General features: G+C 60.0%; 14 protein-coding genes and 1 pseudogene. 11 read left to right on the top strand and 4 right to left on the bottom strand.

Annotated elements, in window-relative coordinates; all coding sequences use genetic code 11:
- Positions 1 to 68 precede the first annotated feature (68 nt).
- Positions 69 to 866: an ABC transporter permease gene (locus IPK32_00075; protein MBK8090422.1), complete on the top strand. Its 798-nt coding sequence runs from the start codon at positions 69 to 71 to the stop codon at positions 864 to 866.
- 114 nt (positions 867 to 980) lie between these two features.
- On the opposite strand, the gene IPK32_00070 is transcribed toward IPK32_00075, so the two are convergent.
- Genes IPK32_00070 through purE form a run of 3 tightly spaced genes read right to left on the bottom strand, consistent with a single transcriptional unit; the run spans position 981 to position 4,009 of the window.
- The gene (locus IPK32_00070) at positions 981 to 2,300 is read right to left on the bottom strand and encodes an amidohydrolase (GenBank protein ID MBK8090421.1); all 1,320 of its coding nucleotides are present in this window, start codon (positions 2,298 to 2,300) and stop codon (positions 981 to 983) included.
- 51 nt (positions 2,301 to 2,351) lie between these two features.
- Positions 2,352 to 3,500, bottom strand: a complete 1,149-nt coding sequence (locus tag IPK32_00065) for a 5-(carboxyamino)imidazole ribonucleotide synthase (GenBank protein MBK8090420.1) — start codon at positions 3,498 to 3,500, stop codon at positions 2,352 to 2,354.
- Positions 3,497 to 4,009 carry a 5-(carboxyamino)imidazole ribonucleotide mutase gene (purE, locus tag IPK32_00060; protein ID MBK8090419.1) on the bottom strand — a complete coding sequence of 171 codons (513 nt, stop codon included), beginning with the start codon at positions 4,007 to 4,009 and terminating at the stop codon, positions 3,497 to 3,499. Before purE ends, IPK32_00065 begins: the two co-directional genes overlap by 4 nt.
- Positions 4,010 to 4,150: 141 nt before the next feature.
- On the opposite strand from purE, the gene IPK32_00055 reads away from it, so the two are divergent.
- From IPK32_00055 to IPK32_00010, 10 genes are all read left to right on the top strand, one after another.
- Entirely contained in the window at positions 4,151 to 4,852 is a 702-nt protein-coding gene (locus IPK32_00055; protein ID MBK8090418.1) for a zinc metallopeptidase, read from the top strand.
- A gap of 42 nt (positions 4,853 to 4,894) precedes the next feature.
- Entirely contained in the window at positions 4,895 to 5,707 is an 813-nt protein-coding gene (locus IPK32_00050) for an ABC transporter permease (GenBank protein ID MBK8090417.1), read from the top strand.
- Positions 5,704 to 6,513, top strand: a complete 810-nt coding sequence (locus IPK32_00045; GenBank protein ID MBK8090416.1) for an ABC transporter permease — start codon at positions 5,704 to 5,706, stop codon at positions 6,511 to 6,513. Before IPK32_00050 ends, IPK32_00045 begins: the two co-directional genes overlap by 4 nt.
- Positions 6,510 to 7,547, top strand: coding sequence for a spermidine/putrescine ABC transporter substrate-binding protein (locus IPK32_00040; GenBank protein ID MBK8090415.1), 1,038 nt, complete (start codon positions 6,510 to 6,512; stop codon positions 7,545 to 7,547). Before IPK32_00045 ends, IPK32_00040 begins: the two co-directional genes overlap by 4 nt.
- Before the next feature lie 57 nt (positions 7,548 to 7,604).
- Positions 7,605 to 9,182, top strand: coding sequence for a sodium/solute symporter (locus tag IPK32_00035; GenBank protein ID MBK8090414.1), 1,578 nt, complete (start codon positions 7,605 to 7,607; stop codon positions 9,180 to 9,182).
- 205 nt (positions 9,183 to 9,387) lie between these two features.
- Positions 9,388 to 14,004: a PQQ-dependent sugar dehydrogenase gene (locus tag IPK32_00030; protein ID MBK8090413.1), complete on the top strand. Its 4,617-nt coding sequence runs from the start codon at positions 9,388 to 9,390 to the stop codon at positions 14,002 to 14,004.
- Complete coding sequence (locus IPK32_00025; protein ID MBK8090412.1) at positions 13,905 to 14,942, top strand: hypothetical protein; 1,038 nt, start codon at positions 13,905 to 13,907, stop codon at positions 14,940 to 14,942. The genes IPK32_00030 and IPK32_00025 overlap by 100 nt, the downstream gene beginning before the upstream one ends.
- A gap of 118 nt (positions 14,943 to 15,060) precedes the next feature.
- The gene (locus IPK32_00020; protein MBK8090411.1) at positions 15,061 to 17,571 is read left to right on the top strand and encodes a DUF4062 domain-containing protein; all 2,511 of its coding nucleotides are present in this window, start codon (positions 15,061 to 15,063) and stop codon (positions 17,569 to 17,571) included.
- A gap of 427 nt (positions 17,572 to 17,998) precedes the next feature.
- Positions 17,999 to 18,910, top strand: a complete 912-nt coding sequence (locus tag IPK32_00015; GenBank protein MBK8090410.1) for a hypothetical protein — start codon at positions 17,999 to 18,001, stop codon at positions 18,908 to 18,910.
- Between the two features lie 378 nt (positions 18,911 to 19,288).
- A complete protein-coding gene (locus IPK32_00010; GenBank protein MBK8090409.1) occupies positions 19,289 to 19,660 on the top strand; it encodes a hypothetical protein in 372 nt (123 codons plus the stop codon).
- A gap of 10 nt (positions 19,661 to 19,670) precedes the next feature.
- Here IPK32_00010 and IPK32_00005 read toward each other — a convergent pair.
- Positions 19,671 to 21,092 (bottom strand): annotated as a pseudogene (locus IPK32_00005) (DUF1501 domain-containing protein).
- Positions 21,093 to 21,137: the final 45 nt, after the last annotated feature.

The raw sequence follows: 21,137 nt of genomic DNA, 5'->3' as shown, positions 1-21,137 counted from the left end.
TTATTGAATGGAATGGGAAGTATGGTTTGAAGCGGCCCGCTCCACCGTTCATGGTCCGCCTCCCCCTCATGAATTTCCGCACCATCAGCGCCCTTGTTTTACGCTACCTATTCCTCTACACGCGGACGCCGATGCGTCTGGTGGAGCTCATCTTCTGGCCCGTGGTCGATCTGGTGGTGTGGGGGAATGTGACTGTGTTTATCCAGAAGAATACCAATCCAGAATTTGGCAATTACGTGCTGTTTTTCCTCGGTGGGATGATTCTCTGGGACATCATGTTCCGTGCACAGCAAGGAGTGGCCATTTCATTTTTGGAGGATGTCTGGACGCGGAATTTGCTGAACATTTTTGTCGCACCTGTTCGCACGGCTGAATATGTCAGTGCCACATTCATCGTTGGCACGATCCGCATTGCGATGACTGCGGTGGTTCTGAGTGTGATCTCGTGGGTTGGGTATTCCTTTAATGTGTTTCAGCTCAGTTGGTGGCTGATTCCGTTTTTTGCGAACCTGATGCTTTTTGGTTGGTCGCTGGGGATGATTTCCACGGCGCTTATCCTGCGTTGGGGGCAGGCAGCAGAGTCGCTGGCTTGGGCGATCCCGTTTTTCTTCCAGCCAGTCGTGGCGGTCTTTTACAATGTGGATGATATGCCAGCTTGGAGCCAGCCTATCGCATGGTGCTTTCCACCGACGTATATTTTCGAAGGAATGCGTGCGGTGATGAAGACGGGCACGATGAACTGGAGCTACCTCGGTTACGCGGTCGTGCTGAACTTCGTCTTCCTGGCCCTCGCAGGTTGGCTCTTCGTCTGGATTCTCAATCTCACACGCAAGCGCGGGCTGCTCACGAAGTTTGCCACGCAGTAGAAAAGAAGTGCTCAGTTCTTAGTGGTTCCTCACTGAGAACTAAGCACTGAGCACTTTGGCAAAAAGCCCCCGAAGACAGTGTAACCCACCTCCGCCCCAAGGGGCATTTCCACACTAGCGTCCACCCGCTTTGCTATCGAGGAAGTCGCAGACGGCGGCGGCCATGGCGGCGACGCCGGTTTTGATCGCTTCCTCGTCGCAGTCATACATCGGCGTGTGGCCGCCGTAAGTGAAGCCTTTCTCCTCGTTGGCGACGCCGAGGCGGAAGTAGAAGCCGGGAACGACTTGGGCGAAGTAGCTGAAATCCTCGCCGCCCATGCCGGGGATGAGTTCGATGACGTTTTTCTCGCCACAAATGCGGCGAAAGGCTGGTAGCGTGGCCTGGAGGAGTGTGGTGTCGTTTTGGATGCTGGGGTAGGTTTTGCGGTATTCCATCTCGTAGCTGGCTCCGTGGGCCTCGGTGATGCCTTTGAGGATGCGGTGCATTTGCTCGATGATGCCATCGCGGAATTTGGCGTCGTAGGTGCGGACAGTGCCGCCGAGTTCCACTTTTTCGGCGATGATGTTTTCACGGTCGCCGCCTTTGATGGTGCCGATGCTGATGACGAGGGGCTGGCGTGTGTTCGTCTGGCGGCTTTTGATCATTTGCAGGGCCATGATGGCCTCTGCGGATACCGCGATGGCATCCACGCCTTTATGGGGTGTGCTGCCGTGTGCCATTTTGCCTTGGATGACGATGTGGAAGCGGTCGCTATTCGCGTTGTCGATGCCTGGGGTGTAACCGAGCTGCCCGGCTTTTAAATAATGCGTTTCATCATCGGTGGTGCCAGCGGGCATGACCTGCGCGGTGGTGTGGAGACCGAAGATGGCGGCGGGTTTCGGGTTTTCCATGACGCCTTCTGTCACCATGAGCTTGGCTCCCCAATCACCTTTAAAAGTAGCAGGCATGGCTTCCTCTGCGGGTTGGAAGATGAATTTCACACTGCCTTTCACTTGGTCTTTGTGCCGAGAGAGCAGCTCTGCGACGCCGAGGGCGCAGGTGGTGTGCACATCATGCCCACAGGCATGCATGACACCGGGATTCTGCGAGCGGTAGGGCGTGCTGCGCAGCTCTTTGATGGGCAAGGCGTCCATGTCGGCCCGCACGGCGACGCAGGGGCCACTTTGGCCACCTTGGAGCAAAGCGACGACGCCCGTGCCTGCGACGCCGGTCTGGATTTCGGTGAATCCGAGGGATTTGAGGCGATCGGCGACGAGTTTGGCGGTGCGGACTTCTTCGTTGGGTAGTTCCGGGTGTGCGTGGATGTCCCGGCGGATCTCCACGAGGCTCTCAAACATGCTTTCGATGCTTTTTTGAAACAAAGCATCCCGCGTCTCTGCGGCGGGAGCGGTCAAGGCGGTGGCGAGGAGGAGTGAGGCGAGGGCGAATTTCATCACCCGCGTAGAACGCCATGAAATGCGTCCTTTGTGAAGCACAAACTGAGTTTAGCCGATTCCGAGTGCCTGACGGATGCGCAGGGCGTGCTCCAGGGCTTCCTCGATGGTGTCGCCGAGGACGGTGAAGTGGCCCATTTTGCGGCGGGGACGGGCTTCTTTTTTGCCGTAGAGGTGGAGCTTGGCCCGTGGGTGATTGAGCACTGGGGACCAGTCTGGGTGCTGGGTGGGAGCGGGCCAGATGTCGCCGAGGAGATTGATCATCACGGCGGGAGTGTGCTGGGTGGGATCACCGGGCGGCAGGCCACAGACGGCACGCTGCTGCTGCTGGAACTGATTGGTGACGCAGGCGTCGATGGTGTAGTGGCCGCTGTTATGCGGGCGTGGGGCGATCTCATTCACCAACACGCGACCATCGGCTGTGACGAACATTTCCACAGCCATGGTGCCGATGTAGTTGAGGCCTTCGGCCACTGCTTCCCAGAGGTCGATGGCCTGCTCCTTCACGGCGGGCTCCACGCGGGCGGGGGAGATGCTGACATCGAGGATGTGATGCGTGTGCTGATTCTCCACACAGCCATGGACGGCCATTTTGCCATCTGCGCTGCGCACACCGACGACGCTGACTTCGCAGACAAAGGGCACCCATTGCTCCACGACGGCGCGGTGGCCGGTGAAGGGCTGCCAGGCTGTAGCCAGATCGGTGTCTGCGTTGACTTTGCACTGGCCTTTGCCGTCGTAGCCGAAAGCGGCCGTTTTGATCACACAGGGCCTACCGAGAGCGGTGACGGCGGCTTCCAGGCCTGCCAAGTCCTCGATCACGCGGAATTCGGCGCAAGCGATGCCGTTTTCACGAAGGAAGAGTTTTTCGCGTTCACGGTGCTGGGTGGTGAAAATGGCCTTGGCACCGGGACGCAGCGGTTTGACGGCCTCCACGGCCTCTAGGCAGCTTGCGGGGATGTTTTCGAACTCAGCGGTGACGACGTCCACTTGGCTCAAAAAGCGCTGGAGGGCCGCTGCGTCGTCGTAGGCGGCATTGATCTCCAAATCGGCGAATTGGCCTGCGGGACAGCCGCTGGGCTCATCGGTGAAAATGATCACACGGTAGCCTGCACGCCTTGCTTCTAGGGCAAACATGCGCCCGAGCTGTCCGCCGCCGAGCATGCCGATGGTGGTGGGAGGAGGGAAGTAGGAACTCATTTCTCTAGCTCCACTTGGCTTTCCAGGACCTTCTGAGTCTGGCGATCACGGAAGGCTTTCAATTTGGCGACGAGATCGGCGTTTTCATTGGCCAGCATGGATACGGCGAAGAGCCCCGCATTGAGCGCTCCAGCATTGCCGATGGCAAAGGTGGCGACAGGCACACCGCCGGGCATCTGGACGATGGAATAAAGGCTGTCCACGCCGCTGAGAGCGCGGCTTTGCACCGGGACGCCGAGAACGGGCAGCGTCGTCATGCTCGCGGTCATGCCGGGCAGGTGAGCGGCTCCACCAGCGCCTGCGATGATGATTTTTAGCCCGCGCTTGGCTGCGGTGGTGGCGTATTCATAGAGCAGGCCGGGGGTGCGGTGGGCACTGACGACTTTTTTCTCGAATGGAATGCCAAAATCTGCCAGCACTTGGGCGGCATTTTGCATGGTGGGCCAGTCGGAGCTGGAGCCCATGATGATGCCCACGGTGGGCGGTTGGGAGGCGGCGTTTTCGCTCATGTGAGCGCAGGATGAGCCGCGAGGGAGCAGCGTCAACAGGTAGCCTCGGTGAGTTCGCCCTTACTTTCGAGAAATCTGGGGGCGTGGTGGATTCACAGTTCTTGGTTTTCTTTTTCATCCCACCGCGCCAAAGGTGGGGACATGGTTTTTCTCCTCATCGTTGTCATCGCAGGGCTCGCTTTTGCTGCCAGTCAGTGGGCATTGGGGCGGTATATGACCATGATGGGGAAGGGGAGCCGCGTGACCAGTCCCACAGCGCATACAGGTGGGGAGATCGCACTGCTTTTCCTGCAAAGTGAAGGCGTGACGGATGTGCAAATCGTGGAGCACGGAGGGGTGGTGACCGATTACTTCGATCCAGCGCGGCGGCGGCTCTTTCTTCACCGTGACATCGCGCAGGGCACGACGCTGACTGCGTGGGCAACAGCGCTGCATGAGGCTGCGCATGCGCTGCATACGGATGAGGAGGGCCTGTCGGAGTTCAAATGGCGTCAGAGCTGCATCCGCATGGGGCGCTATCTGCCGGTGGCGGCGCTGATCGCTGTGGGTGGGCTGATGGTAGGGCGTGTGATGGTGCCACGGATTGCGATCTTGGTCTTTGCGGCGGTTTTTTGCCTGCTGGTGCTGCTGAATGTGGGGACGCTGCCGGTGGAGTTCGCCGCGAATCGGCGGCTGCGGGATTTCTTGGAGCGGCACCTCGCCAAGCACCCGCAGGCGCATGACCGGCTGCGTGAGCTGCTGGGCGTGATGGCGATTCGCGAGGTGGGGGACGTGCTACGCTCTCCGCGTTACTTTTTCCTCAGTGCGCTGCCTGGTGCGGGCTCTGCGCGGCCTAAAAGATGATTCAAGTGCATGCGTGGACGTGGAAGACAGCATGAATGGTGGATGACGCTGCCCTCACTGGCGTGGATGGGCGTTTTCTTTGCGCTACCGGCGGTGAATCTATTCCTCATGGCCTTTCATCCGGTGGATACGACGGGGGAAGCGGGGAAGGGCTGGACGCTGGAGGCATGGTCGGTGTTTGCGCAGCCGGGCTATGCAGCAGCGGCATGGCGGACGCTCTGGATGAGCGGAGCAACGACGCTGATCTGCGTGCTGCTGGCGCTGCCTGTGGCCTGGCGTGTGCGGCTGGCGGATGCGGCGTGGAGACCGTGGCTGCTGCTGATCGTGGTGTTGCCTTTTTGGACGAGTTTTTTGGTGCGGGTGTTCTCTTGGCGATCCCTGCTGCAATCCGGCGGACCGGTGGCCTCATTGTTGAGCGCACTGGGCGTGATCGATGAGGGGACGATGCTGCTTTATCATCCAGCAGCGGTGTTGCTGGTGATGGTTTACACCTCACTCCCACTGGCCGTGCTGCCGCTGTATGCGGCGATGGAGAAGCTGAACTTCAGCGAGTATGAAGCTGCGCGGGATCTGGGTGCAGGGCAGTGGCGTGCCTTTGTGCATGTGGTGCTGCCTGCGGTGAAAAAGGGCATCATTGCCGCCGCGCTGCTCGTCGGGATACCATGTCTGGGCTCCTACGTGGTACCAGAGATGGTGGGTGGGCTGGATGCAGAGATGCTGGGTAGCAAAATCGGTCAGCGACTCTTTTCAGATCGGAATCTACCGCAGGCTGCGGCGCTGGCCTGTGGGCTGGCGCTAGCGGCGGTGCCGCTGGTATGGCTGACGCTGCGACGTGGGAAGGAGGACTCCGCATGAGTGACCGAGGCGTGCTGCGAACTGGCAAAAGTGAGCGCTCCTGGTTCTCCAGTCTGATGCTGGGCTTGGTGGTGCTGTTCCTCTACTTGCCACTGGTGGTGCTGGTGGTGAATTCGTTCAACGCATCCAAATACGGCGGACGCTGGGAGGGCTTCACCTGGTCTTGGTATGAAAAGCTGTGGAAAGACCGTGCGACGCTGACTGCGCTGGGGACCACGCTGAAAATCGCCGCTTTGGCCACGCTCGGATCGACGCTGCTGGGCACGCTGGCGGCCTGGTGCCTGCATCGATATCGCTCCCGGCTGCAATCGCTGCATCTCGTGGTGACGGAGCTGCCGCTGGCGGTGCCAGACATCTGGATCGGCGTGGCCTTGCAGTTGTTTTTTGTTCAAGTGGGCTGGGAGCTGGGATTCGGCACCGTGCTGGCCGCGCATGTCACTTTTTGCCTGTGCTACGTGACCGCACTGATGGTGGGACGGCTCCAGAGCTTTGATATAGCGCTGCTGGATGCCGCGCGGGATCTGGGAGCGGGGCCGTGGCAGGTGGCTTGGCGTGTGGTGCTGCCACTGCTAGTGCCAGGAATGCTAGCGGCAGGCATGATGGCCTTTATTTTGTCTGTGGATGACTTTGTGATCACCTTCTTCGTCTCTGGGCCTGGGAATGCGACGCTGCCTGCTCGCGTGTATGGTCTGGCGAAGACCAGCCGCTCGCTACCCGTCATCAATGCACTCTCCACCCTGCTGATCGTCGTCACCTTGATCGTGGCGACGGTGGGGCATCGTATGTTGAAGCCGAAATCCGCATGAAAAATCCCATCACACCGCGCACCGCTCTGTTTGCACTCTGTTCGCTGCTCAGCACTGCCACGCAGGCGGCGGAGAAGCTGCATGTCTATATCTGGGCGGATTACATCAAGCCGGAGCTCATCGAGCGCTTTCAGGATGAACAGGACTGCGAGGTGGTGATCGATACGTTTGACTCCAATGAGTCGATGTTCGCCAAAGTCCGCGCTGGAGCGGCTGGATACGACATTCTAGTGCCGAGCAACTACATGTTGGGCCTCCTGGTGCAGAAGAACCTGCTCCGCGAGCTCGATCCCAAGCTGCTGCCGAATGCTGCGCAAGTCGATCCGCAGGTGCTGGCCAAGCTGGAAGACAAAACCATGCGCCACGGCGTACCCTACGCCATCGGCTACGGCGTGCTGGCCTATCGCAAAGACCGCCTGACCTCACCACCGGACTCCTGGGCAGCCCTGGAGATGCCGGGAGTGAATCGTAAAGCCTGCCTGCTCAATGACATGCGTGAGACCCTGGGCGCAGCGCTGAAATCACTCGGGCATAGTGTGAACACACGCGATGCCACGCAGCTCACCGCCGCCGCTGCCGTGGTGAAGCGCTGGAAGCAATCGGTCGCCCGCTTTGACAACGAGCAGTACAAAAGCGCCATCGACTCCGGCGAGTTCGTGCTCGTCCATGGATACAGCGGGGATCTTTTCCAAGTGGTCGCAGAGAATGACCATGTCGGCGTGCTCCTGCCGCGTGAGGGCCTGGTGATGGCCTGTGATGAGATGGTCATCCCCGCCACCGCACCGCAGCCCGCGCTGGCGCATGCGTTCATCAATTTCCTGCTCGATCCTGCCGTGGCGGCTGAAAACATGGAGTGGACCGGCTACGTCTGCCCGAATGTGGGAGGGATGAAAAAAGTGAGCCCAGAATTCCTCGCGAACCCTGCTGTGGCCGTGCCAGAGGCCGTGCGGGCGAAAAGCGAGGTCATCGAAGATGTTGGCGAGGCTTTGTCCTTATACACGAAGGTCTGGGATGAGGTGAAAGCGGGGAATTGAAGCCGCGTAAATTCTTCGTTGCCCGCAGGGCCATCACACCGCTAGTCTCGCCGCTGCATGACCCCATTCCTCATCGACGCAATCGTCCTCATCGCCTACTTCGGCATCATCCTCGGCATTGGATTGTCGCAGCGGAGCAAAAGTGACAGCGTGGAGGGTTTTACGCTCGGAGACCGGCAAATCGCGTGGTGGGCCGTTTTGGCGTCCATTTTGGCCGCTGAGATCAGCGCGGCCACTTTCCTCGGAGCGCCCGAATCGGGCTACAGCCGCCAAAACTGGAGTTATGCCCAGTTTGCCATCGGGACCGTCATGGCGCGGATCATCGTGAGTTTTCTGTTCATCCCCATTTTCTACAAACATAACGTCATCTCGCTCTATGAGTTCCTGGGCGGCCGATTTGGCCCTGTGACGAGAAAATTCGCCTCTTTCCTCTTTATGTTCACGCGTGTGCTGGCGATGGGGACGCGGCTGTATGTCTCCGCCATCATTCTGGTGATCGCAGTCTCGATGTGGCAAGGCGGTGCGGTGGATGCGAACACGAAATTCTGGCTCTACGCAGGCGCCGTCGTGCTGGTGACGATCCTGACGGCGATCTACACCTCCGTGGGTGGCATCCGCGCGGTGATCTGGACCGATTTCATCCAGGTGGGCGTGCTGGTGGCCTCACTGGGCTTCACGATTCCCTTTTTGCTCTCCAAAATCCCCGGCGGCTGGGGAGCAGTGACGGACGTAATCAAGTCGCCTGTGTTCTTTGATTTCGCGAAACCGGCGGATGACCCTGGTGTGTGGGCCTGGATCAAAAATGTGCTCACCAATGAGTACACCATCTGGGCAGCCATCATCGGCAGCACTTTTGTCACGATGAGCACGCACGGCATCGACCAGGACACCGTGCAGCGCATGCTCACAGCCAAAAACCGCCGCCAGAGTGCCTTCGCCACGATTTTGAGCGGCATCGTCGATCTGCCGATCGTCTCAGCCTTCATTTTGATCGGCGTCTTGTTGAAGGCTTACTACACGGCGCACCCCTCCGTAGCGCTGCCAGCCGAATCACGAGAGGTTTTCCCCTTCTTCATCATGCATGAGATGCCCGCAGGCATGAGGGGGCTCGTCACAGCAGGGATTTTGGCCACCGCGATGGGTTCACTCAGCACCGCGCTCAATGCACTGGCGACGAGCTTCAGCCGTGACTTCATCCTCCCGCGTCTGCGAGCCGATGCCGCAGAGTCGGAAAAGATGGCCGTGCTGCGCTGGAGCACCGTGGGCTTTGCCGTGCTGATCATCGGCGTAGGCGTATGGACCGCCTACTACATGGCGCATAATCCCAAGGTGGAGATCCTGCCGCTGGTGCTGGGCATCCTAGGATTCACCTTCGGCTCGCTCTTGGCCGTCTTTCTCCTCGCCGTGCTGACGAAAACGCGTGGCAATGACGTGGGCAATGTGATCGCCATGTGCTGCGGCATCTTTGCCGTGGCCTATCTGAGCAATGTGCTGAACATCCAGAACCAACTCGGCGTGAAGACGCCCTTCGTGCTGTCCTTCCCCTGGCGCATCACCTGTGGCACCCTAGTGACCTTCGTGATCGCCGCGATGTTTTCGACCCCATTGGCAAAAAGGCAGTCCGCGATGAACTAGGTTCGGTTGGCTCCCTTACAGACGAAGTGGGCAAAATATGGGGAAAGGAGGCCTAATAGGGGCGCAGGCTTTGTTCATTCATCTACGCGACAGGAGCGAGAGAGGGGGCAGGATCGTCTTTGAGGTCTTTTTGACTCTGCATTGTCTTACCCTGGCTTACTCCATGCTGTTTGTTCGTTTTTTCTCTCTATTGATACTGGTGTTGGTGGGTTCCGCGTATGCGGGACTGCTGCCGCCTACTTCGCCTTATGTGGTGGCCAATGGCTATGTGGAGGGACAGGCGGAGGATTATCATGCAAAGGCGGCAGGCAATGGGGATGAGTGGCTAGAGGCACCTACAAATGCGGTGGTGCCAGCGGGCGTGACTTTTGAGAATGCGACGGGGGCAGGGGGCCTCTTGATGCAGGCGCAGCCGGATAATGGGCCGGGGTCGGTGCCTTTCAGTGGTGCGGGCAGTGGGCCGAGCATTGATTACTACGTGCAGTTCACCACGCCGGGCACCTACCGCCTGTATTTGCGCTGGGATGGACATGATGGGGCCTCGGACTCGATCTATGCGGGGATCGTGGAGCTAGCAGATGGTGTCGGTGGCACGCATGCGGATTGGCATGAGGATTATGCGCATACGACGGCGGAATTCGGCCAGCAGAACTGGGATGGCAGTGGCGAGGCGGAGGTGAATGTGGTGACACCTGCACAAAATGCGATGGTCTTTAGCATCCCGAGTAGCGGCATCTACACGCTGCGTGTGGTGGCCCGTGAGGATGGGGTGGCTTTGGATAGCTTTCGCCTCCAACTCGCCTCCATGATCGACCCCAATCCCGTCGCGGTAGCGGGGCAGAATGTGATCTTTGGTCAGGATGACTTCACCTATGCAAATGGGGCCATCGCAGGCAAAAATGGGGGAACGTACTGGGATTTCGACAACACGACGAATAACAATGCCTTCATTGGTTACACGCATCTGCCATCTGCGAACTGGGATGCGGTGTTCGGCACACCGACGGTGACTGGCAATGCGCTGGTGACCCAGGACTCTGCGGCGAAGCGTGAGCATAATGCGACGGAGGTGGATGGGGTGGTCAATCCGCTGGCCAGCACTCGCTACCGGACGGCCTACTACCGGGTGAAGATGAACCGTACGGCGGGGGCGACCTGGGGTGGGCTGAGTGTGTATGATTTCAACAATGAGCGCATCTTCTTTGGCGTGCAGGATGCGGTGAATCCCGCTAGCGGTGTGCGTGAGTTCATCATCGGAGAGAGTGGCGTGACCTACACTGGGGTGCCGGTGGTGGATGGGGTGGACTATGTCATTGTGGGGAAGCTGGATTTCCTCAACGACCGGCTTTCGATCTGGATCAATCCTGACCTGACACAGCCGGAGGGGCTACCAAACGCCACACGGTCCTATACGGGTGATAACTGGATGAGTGCCCTGCGCCTCGGTAGTGGTGGCAGTGCGCCGACGACCTGGGACGATGTGGCCGTGGGGTCGAGCTGGGGTGCGATGCAAAAGGCCTATCCACAAAGCACCGCAGTGACTGGCGCGGATGTGCTCATCGCCCGTGAGGACTTCGATGGCGAGAATGGGAACATCGTGGGCAGTGATGGCGGAATAGGCTGGGATTTTGACAACAGCACCACCAATGATGCCTTCATCGGCCACACGCAGACGCCGAGCAACTGGGACAACGTCGAAGGCTGGCCCTACATCTTTTCCAAACGCCTCACCACATGGAATAGCAGCGCAAAACGCGAGTATCACGGGACCGAGGCGCAGGGTGCCTTCAGCAATGCCACGAGCTCGCAATACAAGGTGGTGTATTACCGCTTCGAGATGCAACGCAGCGCCGACAATGTCTCCTGGAGCGGCCTGAGTCTGTATGAGGGCAATAATGAGCGGCTGATGTTCGGCGTGCCCTTTGCGCAGAATCCGAGCAGCAACCGCCGTGAGTTCGGCATCCATAATCTCGGGGCCAATCAGTGGAACTACAGTGGTATCGCCCCGGTAGCGGGTCTGAAATACCAAATCATCGCCAAAGTCGATTACACCACCGGTTTTGCCTCGCTGTATGTGAATCCGAGCCTCACAGGCGGTGAGCCAGGGACACCGAATGCGACATTGGCATTCACCAATGCTCACAGCGCCATCCGCTTCGGCTCTGGTGGGGACTCACCGACGTATTGGGATAAATGCCTCATCGGCACGAGCTGGACTGCGGTCGTGACGCCGACGTATCCGGCAGCTACGCCTACCAGCGGCAGCGATCTCGTTATCGGCACGGATACCTTTACATATGGAGATGGCCCTGTGGCACTGCGGCAAGGCGGTGAGCACTGGGATTTCCAGAACGCCTTTGGTCCAGCCTATACCGGTGATCCTGCGGCGTGGAGCCATGAGTTCAACTCGCCCTACATCGCAGCCGGGAAGCTGCGCACCTGGAATGCTGGTGCCATGCGCAGCTTCAATGGCGTGGAGGCAGATGGGGCCATCAATGATGCCGACACCTCCGCCGCGAAGGCCATCTACGTGCGCTACGAGATGCAGCGCGATGCCGGCGTGACCTGGGGCGGGATGAGTCTGTATGACTTCGGCACGGAGCGCTTTCTCTTTGGGGTGCCTTTTGCGGTGAATCCGAGCAGCGGCGTGCAGGAGTTCGCCATCCATGATCTCGCCAGCGGCCACACCTACTCCGGCATCGTGCCCGTCGCGGGCACGAACTACACCGTGGTGGCCAAGTTGGACTTTGTGGCCAACAAACTGCTGCTTTGGGTGAATCCAGATCTCACGCGGTCGGAAGGCAGCAACACCATCGCCGCCGAGCGTGCCTACACCGGCACAAACTGGATCACCGGCCTGCGCCTTGCCTCCAGTGCGGATGGCGATACGCAGTGGGACAATCTCGCCGTCACCACGAGCTGGCGGTCACTCCAGAGCGCTCTCGGTGCTCCCACGGCCTTCCCGGATACCATCACCATGCGCCACACGAAGAAAGCGCTGCTCGACGTGCGCAAAAACGACGCTGGTGTGGGCAGCGTGGTCATCGTCACACCACCGAGCAGTGGCACCGCCAGCGTGGATAGTGCAGGTCGCATTTTTTACCAGCACACCACAGGCACTCCAGCCAGTGATTCGCTGACTTACAAGCTCGTCGGCACCAATGGAGAGTCTGCGCCGGTCACGGTGACTTACAGCTTCACCTCTGCGCTACGCATCGCCAATACGACCAGCACCGTGCCGCTGCTACCACCGACAACAGGCTTAGCGGTCGTCGATTCCACGCCGGGGATGAACTTCAATGCCCCGAGCTGCATGGCGGCGGTGCCGGGGAGTGTGAACAAAGTGCTCGTCGGTCAGCGCAACGGCCAGATCTGGCTCATCAACGACATCCATAGTGCCACGCCGACGAAGTCGCTCTTCATGACGCTACCGGTGTATGACGACGGCAATGAACTGGGGCTCAAAGGCATCGCGCTGCATCCGCAGTTCGCCACGAATCGGCAATTCTTTGTCACCTACAATCTGCGCATCAGCAGTGTCGATTATGCCCGCGTCTCACGTTTCACAGCGGTGAGTGGCAATCTCGATCTGGGAGACCTCGCCAGTGAGCAGCCCTTCATCTCATTCCCCAATCCCTCCAGCATTCACAACATCGACTCCTGCCGATTCGGGCCGGATGGTTACTTCTACTGGGCCGCAGGTGATGCAGGTGGGCTCAATGATGGCAACAACAACGCCCAGCGCATCGACAAGGACTTCTGGGGCGGCATTTTCCGCATCGACGTGGATCGACTCGCCGGGAATCTGGAGCCGAATGCGCACTCTGGCATCGTGCTCAATGGTAGCAGCCAGGCCTACTTCAAAGTGCCAGCGGACAATCCCTTCATCGGTGCCACCAGCTTCAATGGACTGGCTCTGACAGGCACACTGCGCACGGAGATCTTCGCCATCGGCATGCGCAATCCATGGCAGTTCAGCTTTGACCCGCAGAATGGCGAGATGTGGGCAGGGGAGGTCGGATTGGATAGCTGGGAAGAGGTCAATGTCATCACGCCAGGCGGCAACTACGGTTGGAGCTATCTGGAGGCCGCAGCACCAGGGCCGAAGACCAATCCACCCGGTGGCTTCACACCCATCGCGCCGCTGTGGAGCTACTTTCATGGTGGTGGTGCCCTGGAGGGCCGTAGTGTCACCGGTGGGCTGATGTACCGTGGCTCCAAATATCCTGCGCTAACCGGGAAATACATTTTTGGTGACTTCGTCAGCGGACACATCTGGTCGCTGACACGCAATGGCAGCAATCCGCCGACAGTGGAACGCATCACGGGTGAATCTGGCATTGTCGCGTTCATGCTCGATCCCGATCCGGCCAATGGCGACATTTTGATGCTCGACTACGGTGAGGGCAAAGTGCGTCGTCTCGTGTCGCAGACGGTCGATACGACATTCCCGGCGAAATTGAGCGAAACGGGCCTTTTTGCCGATTTGAGTGATTTGAGCTTCAATCCCGGCATCGAGCGCTACGACATCAATCTGCCGTTTTGGAGCGATTATGCCATCAAGGGCCGCTGGTTCATGTTGCCGAACGATACGGACACCTTCGGCTATGTGCAGGATGGAAACTGGTCACTGCCTGAGGGGGCACTGTTCATCAAGCACTTCGACTACGAGTCACACGCGGCAATCCAGCGAGTAGAATCCGCCTGGAGACACGCCTGCTCATGGTCAATGCCACCGGCAGCTATGGAGTCAGCTACCGCTGGAATGAAACCGGCACGGATGCCCTCCTCGTGGCCGATGGAGGCGAGGATTTTGACATGAACGTGACCATCGGAGGCACGCCCACGAATGTGCACTGGCGTATCCCCAGCCGCAGTGAGTGCTTAGCATGCCACACACCACAGGGTGGCCATGGATTGAGTTTTGAGACTGCGCAGCTCAATCGCACGGGCACGCTGGGAGGCCAGACTGGCAACTACCTGGAGCTCCTCGCCAATGCAGGCTATTTCAGCAATGCGCCGACACAGTTCAACACGCTGCCGAAATTTCACACCCCCACAGATACCAGTGCCACGCTGGAGACACGTGCGCGGAGCTGGTTGGCGGTGAATTGCTCGTATTGCCATCAAGCGGGCGGCACGGGAATCGGGAATTTTGATTTGCGACCCGAACTCAGCCTCACACAGACCGCCATGATCGACGCCCACGTCGGCAATGTGCAGGCACCCGATCATAAAGCCGTGGTGCGGGGCTTTGCAGACAAATCTGTCATCTGGAATCGCCTCAGCGCCAGTGGCGGCTACACCCGCATGCCGCCTCTGGGCACTGCTGTCATCGATCCAGATGGCACTCAGGTCGTGATGGACTGGATCAACAGCATCGCGGGCCGCCAAACCTATGCAGAATGGCGTCTAGCCCAGTTCGGTAGCTCCAGCAGTCCTGCGGGTGATCCCAGTGCCGATGCCGACGGAGATGGCATCACGAACTACAACGAATTTCTCGGCCTCACGCAGCCGCTTAATGGTGCGAGCATGCTCCAGGCAGCCATCGGCAGTGGATCGAGCAATTACACCGTGCAATTCCCGAACCTACAAGGCCGCCTAAGCTGGATCGAAACGAGCACAAACCTGCAAACCTGGTCCCTCTGGAATGTGCCGAGCAACAACGGCCTACCTCTGCCCACCGGCACGACACGCAGCATCACCGCACCATCGGGCGAGCCGATGCGCTTCTTCCGCCTGAAGGTGCAGGAGCAGTGAGTCGGTGGAGTGCCTGAGATGCTCGGAACGAGAAGGAGACAGATGCACAGCACACTTTTCTCCGTTCCTTGCGCGCTGCCTCGGCGGGTGTTCTATACGGATGAGTTTCCTCTCGTGCATGACCGCTCCCACTTCCGCATCTCACAAGCCCGGCCAAATCACCGCCATGATTAGCAGCACGGCCATTGATTTGCCGTTGCATCGCAAAGCTGTGAAGGACGCCTGCATCGACGCGGGGGTGTTTCCCATCGGCATGGAGTCGCTGCCCGCGCAGGATCAGACGGGCGTGAAAGTCTCGCTCGACATGGTGGATAAAGCAGACCTTTACATCGGCATCTACGCGTGGCGCTACGGCTGGGTGCCAGCAGGCGGAGATAAATCGATCACCGAGATGGAGCTCGACCACGCGGTGAAGCGCAAAAGCGAGGACAAACTAAAGGAACTGCTCATCTTCATCGCCGCCGACGATCACGCCTTCACGGCAAAAGACATCGAGGCCGACGCGGAGGCACAAAAGAAGCTCAAGGCCTTCAAAAACCGAGCCTGCGACGGCCGAGTGCGCAAAACCTTCGCGTCTGTCGAGGAATTGCGCCGTTTGGTGAGCGAGGCGCTGCTTCATCACATCGAGCGCGTGCCCGCCGTACTTCCACGCACTGCGATCCCTCACAATCTGCCGCGCCTCCAGCCGTTTTTTGGTCGCGAAAAAGAGCTGGCTCACATCCGTCAGGCCTTGGATCCGGAGAATCGTACGTGGGGGGCGCTCATCGACGGGCCTGGAGGCATGGGGAAGACTTCGCTGGCGGTGCGTGCGGCGCTTGAATGCACGCCGGAGCAGTTTGAGCGCATCGTCTTTGTCTCCATCAAGCAGCGTGAGCTGGATGATGACGGTGTGCGCGATCTCTCGCTCGGGCGCATCGACGGCGTGCTGGAGATGCTCAATGAGATCGCCCGCGAGCTAGGGCATGCGGACATCACGAAGTCCGCCGAAAACGAGCGTGCGCGGCTCGTGCTGGAGGCGCTGCGGCCCACGCGCACGCTGTTGGTGCTCGATAATCTCGAATCCCTGGCGCGGGGCGACCGCGATCACATCTTCACCTTCGTGAAGCGACTGCCGCAGGGCTGCAAGGCCATCCTCACCAGCCGCGGACGCATCGGCTCCGGCTCTGAGGAGCTGATTCTCGAAAAACTTGATGAACAGGCCGCTTTGGACACCCTGGCCGACCTCGCGCGGCACAACCCAGATCTCGCCAAGACCAGCGAGGCGGAGCGGATGGTGCTTTACCGCGAAACGGGCGGCAAACCGCTGCTGCTGCGCTGGACCGCCGGGCAAATCGGCCGCGGCCACTGCCGCACTTTCACGGACGCCATCGACTTCTTGCGCTCCTGCCCGCCGGGTAATGATCCGCTGGAGTTCATCTTTGGCGATCTGGTGCAGGACTTCACCCCCGAGGAGACGCAGGCCCTCTGTGCCCTGAGCCACTTCACACTTCCGGCGAAGGTGGAGCACATCGCCCTGCTCATCGATGACAAGGAGAAGCGCTTTTCAAGCGCCGGGAATCAGCGGTTGGAAACCGCCGTTCCTTGGCTCACCCGCGCCCTCAAGAGCCTCATCAACCGTTCCCTAGTAGTGCCGGACGCGGAGGAGCAGCACTACACCCTCGTGCCGCTGGTGGCGGACTTCCTGCGCGTGGCCAAACCGGAGCTGATCGGCGAGGCCGGCCAGCGCCTGGAGGACCGCGCCTTCGCCCTGGCCCTGGAAAACGGCTGGGACAATCACGAGCGCTTCCCGCTCATCGATGCCGCCTGGCCTGCCCTGGCTGCCGCCCTGCCGCGTTTCCTCAGCGGGCCGAATGACCGGCTGCAAGAGTTGTGTAATGCCTTTCAACATGTGCTCCACTTTCAAGGCCGCTGGGATGAGTGGCAAGCCCTCGTGCAGTCGGCAGAGGCACGTGCACTGGCCACCCAAGACCACGGGAAGGCGGGCTGGCGCGCCTACGACAGTGGCTTCGTGTATTACCAACGCGGGCAGGCCGCCGAAGTGCTGGCCTGCGCAGAGCGCGCGGCCCGCCACTGGACCCAGGCCCAGGCCGGGGCACGCGAGCAGGCAATCGCCATTCGCCTGCGTGGTATCGGGCATGAATTGACTGAGGACTACCATGCTGCTATTACCGCCTACCGGGAGGCTATGGCGCTGCATCGGAGCGCACAGCCGGAAAACGAGGGCATAGCCATCTGCCTGAACGACATCGCGGAGGCCGAGCGCCGGTCCGGAGAGCTGGAGGCTGCGGAGGCGGACTACCTGGAGGCCCTGCGCATCGCCCAGACCGTCGGCCACCGCGAAGGCGTGGCCATGTACATAGGGAATCTGGCCTTGCTGGCTCTGAACCGGCGGGACTGGACGCAGGCGGAGGCGCTGGCGCGGCAGGCCTTACCCTTGGCGGAGCAGTTGGGCCGACTGGACTTGATCGGTGCACATTCTCACCACCTCGCCCTGGCCCTACTGCGACAGGGACGGGCGGCGGAGGGCCTGCCGCTGGCCGATCGCGCGGTGGAGATATTTGAGAAGCTCGCTGACCGCGAGTTAGCGGAGGCGCAGCAGTTGCTGCGGGAGAGCCGGGAGGCGGTGTAGCGGACGCGGAGAGCTATATGAAGTACGGCACTGAGGTGTGGGTTGAGGCTTCTTCGCGCCTCCTCACTCCATGTCCTCAACTGGTCTCCATCAAAGAGTACACCGGCCCACGCGCATCTCGGCTTCAGCACCGCGTGGAAGAGCGGATGTGGGTGGTTCGGCCTGCTGAGGTGCTGCAAGGCACGGAAGACGTTTGCGAGGGCAGCTCGATGATGAGCATGCCTTTCTCCTCCATCATCAATTGGTAGTTGCTTTTGAACTCAAAACGGTGGCAGTGGCGCTCGCGGAGGGTGGCGCTGTGGTAGTGCTCGCACCATCGGGCGAGCCGATGCGCTTCTTCCGCCTGAAGGTGCAGGAGCAGTGATGGTGGGACTAAGTGGGGAGACTTTGTTTTGCATCCGTGTTTTCCCCACTTATATGCAGAGTCATGTCTGCTGAATCTCCCGTCACGACCGCCTCCCCACACCTCACGCATGTGATGGAACATGCGCCGGGGCAGTTGCTCGAAACGGTGGCCGAGCGTGAGCAGAAGGAAGGTGTCTTGCAGACGCTGATCGAGTCCGCTCTGCCCCCAGAGCTGCGCAAGCCCGCGATCGACCTGATGGACTCGCTCAAGCACCAGGCGGGCATTTCTGTGCGTTTTGATGCTTTTTGCACGGAGGCCTTTTCCAAGCCAGAGCGTGCCGTGCCGGCTAGTGCCTTCATCAGTGAGCTATTCGAGGGCGAGGAGGACCGACTCGCCGAACTCGCACGCGTGCCAGACCTAGTGATCGAGCTGGGTTGTGGAGAGGCGGCGATCTCATGCATCGTGGCATCAAAGTGGGCCACACGGGGCGAGACGCACCGGCTGGCACGCCTGGCAGAGTCGATCCTGGCTGCGCAGGGAAATATGAAAAACAGCGCCGCCACAGAGGTCATGCTGGCGCTGTCGGCCACACTGGCGGTCACCCGTCCTGCCCGTGCGGAGCAGCTTTTCAATGCAGCTTTTCCAAATGCGGGTGAAGAGCATGCTGAGGCACTGGCCGATGCGAAAAAGTGGATCGAGGCAGGTCGCATGACGGCCAGCATGCCCCAAGAAGTGCGTGATTTATGGGATACTCGTGCCCGCCGCCCACGCGTGGCCTGGAAGTGGGAATCTGCGGATGAAGTGAAGGCGCTGAATGCGATGGCGGAGTGCCTGGATGCGGATGCACCAGGGGCTGAGGTGTTCCAGCGTGGCCCCAGCCGCGTGGTGGAGCCTAGCGCTCCAAAAAGGCCAAGTGGAGGCCGAGCTACGGCGGCGCAAAGAAGCCGTGCCCCCCACTACGGACGCAGCAGCATCTACGACACCCAGTGCTAGTCCAGCACCGGAGCTAACCACAGCGCCACCGGCAAACTATCTCAACCGGGGCCGCCCAAACTATGAAGATGTCTATGGTGTGCAGCCGCAGGCCAGCAGCATGGCGCGGATTTTCCTGGGCTGGTCTTTCGGAGTGCTGATGATGGCTGGCACCATACTGCTCGCTCCTGATGGCGTGTATCGCCTTGCAAAAGATTTCCGTGGGCTGTTTTTGGGTGGAGGAACGCCGCCGCTCCCCGCGCAGGACGCTGTAGAAAAGCTCACGCCAGAACAAGCACGTAGCTGGAGAGAAAACCAAGCTGCGAGCATGGCTGCGAAGCACACCGACATCGCAGAGCAATTCATCACCGCCAAAATGGCACCTGGAAGGACACGCAGATGCTGCTCTCCGGCCATAGCGATCAGCTGCCCTATTCGCATGAAAAGTACAGCATCTTCCTCACCTGGCTGCACCTCGATCCGCCCCAGAATGCCGAAATGTGCCAGCAGACAGCCCGCTTACTGCTGGAGCGTGAGGACAGCGCTGTGCTGAATCTATGGGAGCGGCTGGTCTATCCAGGATCACCCAATGCAGAAGATATCCGCCTAGTGGCCCGTGAAGTCCTCCAGAGTGGCTCGCGCAGCAAATGGGCGGAGAGTGACCTGGAGCGTCTGCGCCTGATTGCTCAAGAAGAGCCGCAGAAAGACGCCGCACCTGCCGAGCCGGAGAAGGCCGCGCCAGAGCCCGCCCCAGCGGAGCCTGCGAAATAAGTCCGCCCAATCAGGCCATGATACCTTTCACCACCTCACCGGCGATGTCCGTGAGGCGAAAGTCACGGCCCGCGAAGCGGTAGGTCAGCTTCTCGTGATTCATGCCCATGAGATGCAGGATCGTGGCATGCAGGTCATGGATGTGGACTTTATCCTCTGCGGCATAGTAACCGTAGTCATCGGTGGCACCGTAGGCGGTGCCCGCCTTGACCCCGCCACCTGCCATCCACATGGTGAAGCCATGCGGATTATGATCACGGCCATCACTGCCCTGGGCCACGGGCGTGCGACCGAACTCACCGCCCCAGAGCACCAGAGTGTCCTCTGGCAGTCCACGCGCCTTCAGATCACGCAGCAGGCCCGCGATAGGCTTGTCCACCTCGGACGCATTTTCGCTGTGCCCTTTGAGCAAATCACTGTGCTGGTCCCACTGCACAAAACCATCACTATGCGTGACCTGGATGAAGCGTACGCCTGCCTCTGCAAATCGCCGCGCCATGAGGCACTGACGGCCAAAGTTTTCCGTCAGCGGATCATCCATGCCATAGAGCTTCCGGGTGGCCTCACTCTCGCCACGGATGTCCTGGAGCTGTGGCATGGATGTCTGCATGCGATAAGCGAGCTCGAAGGACTCTATCCGCGCCTCCAGGGCCTGATTGGCACCGACAGCGGCTAGGTGATCTCGATTCATTTCCGAGGCAAAATCGAGCTGCATGCGTTGTAGGGCAGGGGAGAGCCGCTTGTTCGTGATGTGCTTCACCACTGCCTGCTCGGCGGTGACGCTGGCATTGCCCAGCGGCGTGCCTTGGCGTACTCGCAGGCAGGAAGGCGCTGCCCCAGTTATTCACGCCACCATGGGCCAGGGTAGGGCAGATGGTGATAAAGGCGGGTAGATCCGTATTCTCCGTATTTCCAGACCATAGCTGATCCATGCACCCATGCTCGGCCTCACAAAGGTATCGCTGCCCGTGTGCAGCTTCAGCAAGGCTCCACCGTGAGCGGGATTGGTCCCATGCATGCTGCGGATGATGCACAGATCATCCACGCACTGCGCCACATGAGGGAAGAGATCACTCACCGGCAGACCGCTTTGACCGTGTTGGCGGAATTTCCACGGCGAGCGTAGCAGATTGCCCGTCTGGGCGAATTTCACCCTCGGTAGCGCAAAGGGCGGCGGCTTCCCATGGTCGCGATCCAGCAGCGGCTTCGGGTCAAAGGTATCGACCTGTGAGGGGCCGCCTTTCATGAGGAGAAAGATGATCCGCTTCGCCCGAGGCGTGAAGTGGGGCCTCTTCGCTGCCATGGGATTGGCCACAGGGACGGCAGAGGCCGCTGCCTCGCCCGCTAGCAAACCCTGGAGCGCAAGCATGCCAAAACCAGCGCAGGACTGGCGCAGCATCTCGCGGCGGTAGAGGCCAAAAGGAGAGTTCATGCCCACTATACGCCAGTGAGGAGCGTGATTGTGCTCCAAAAATGG

Source organism: Verrucomicrobiaceae bacterium (assembly GCA_016713035.1).
Classification (GTDB): Bacteria; Verrucomicrobiota; Verrucomicrobiia; order Verrucomicrobiales; family Verrucomicrobiaceae; genus Prosthecobacter.
The sequence above is the reverse complement of the archived record's forward strand: the minus strand, read 5'-3'. Positions and strand labels throughout refer to the sequence as shown.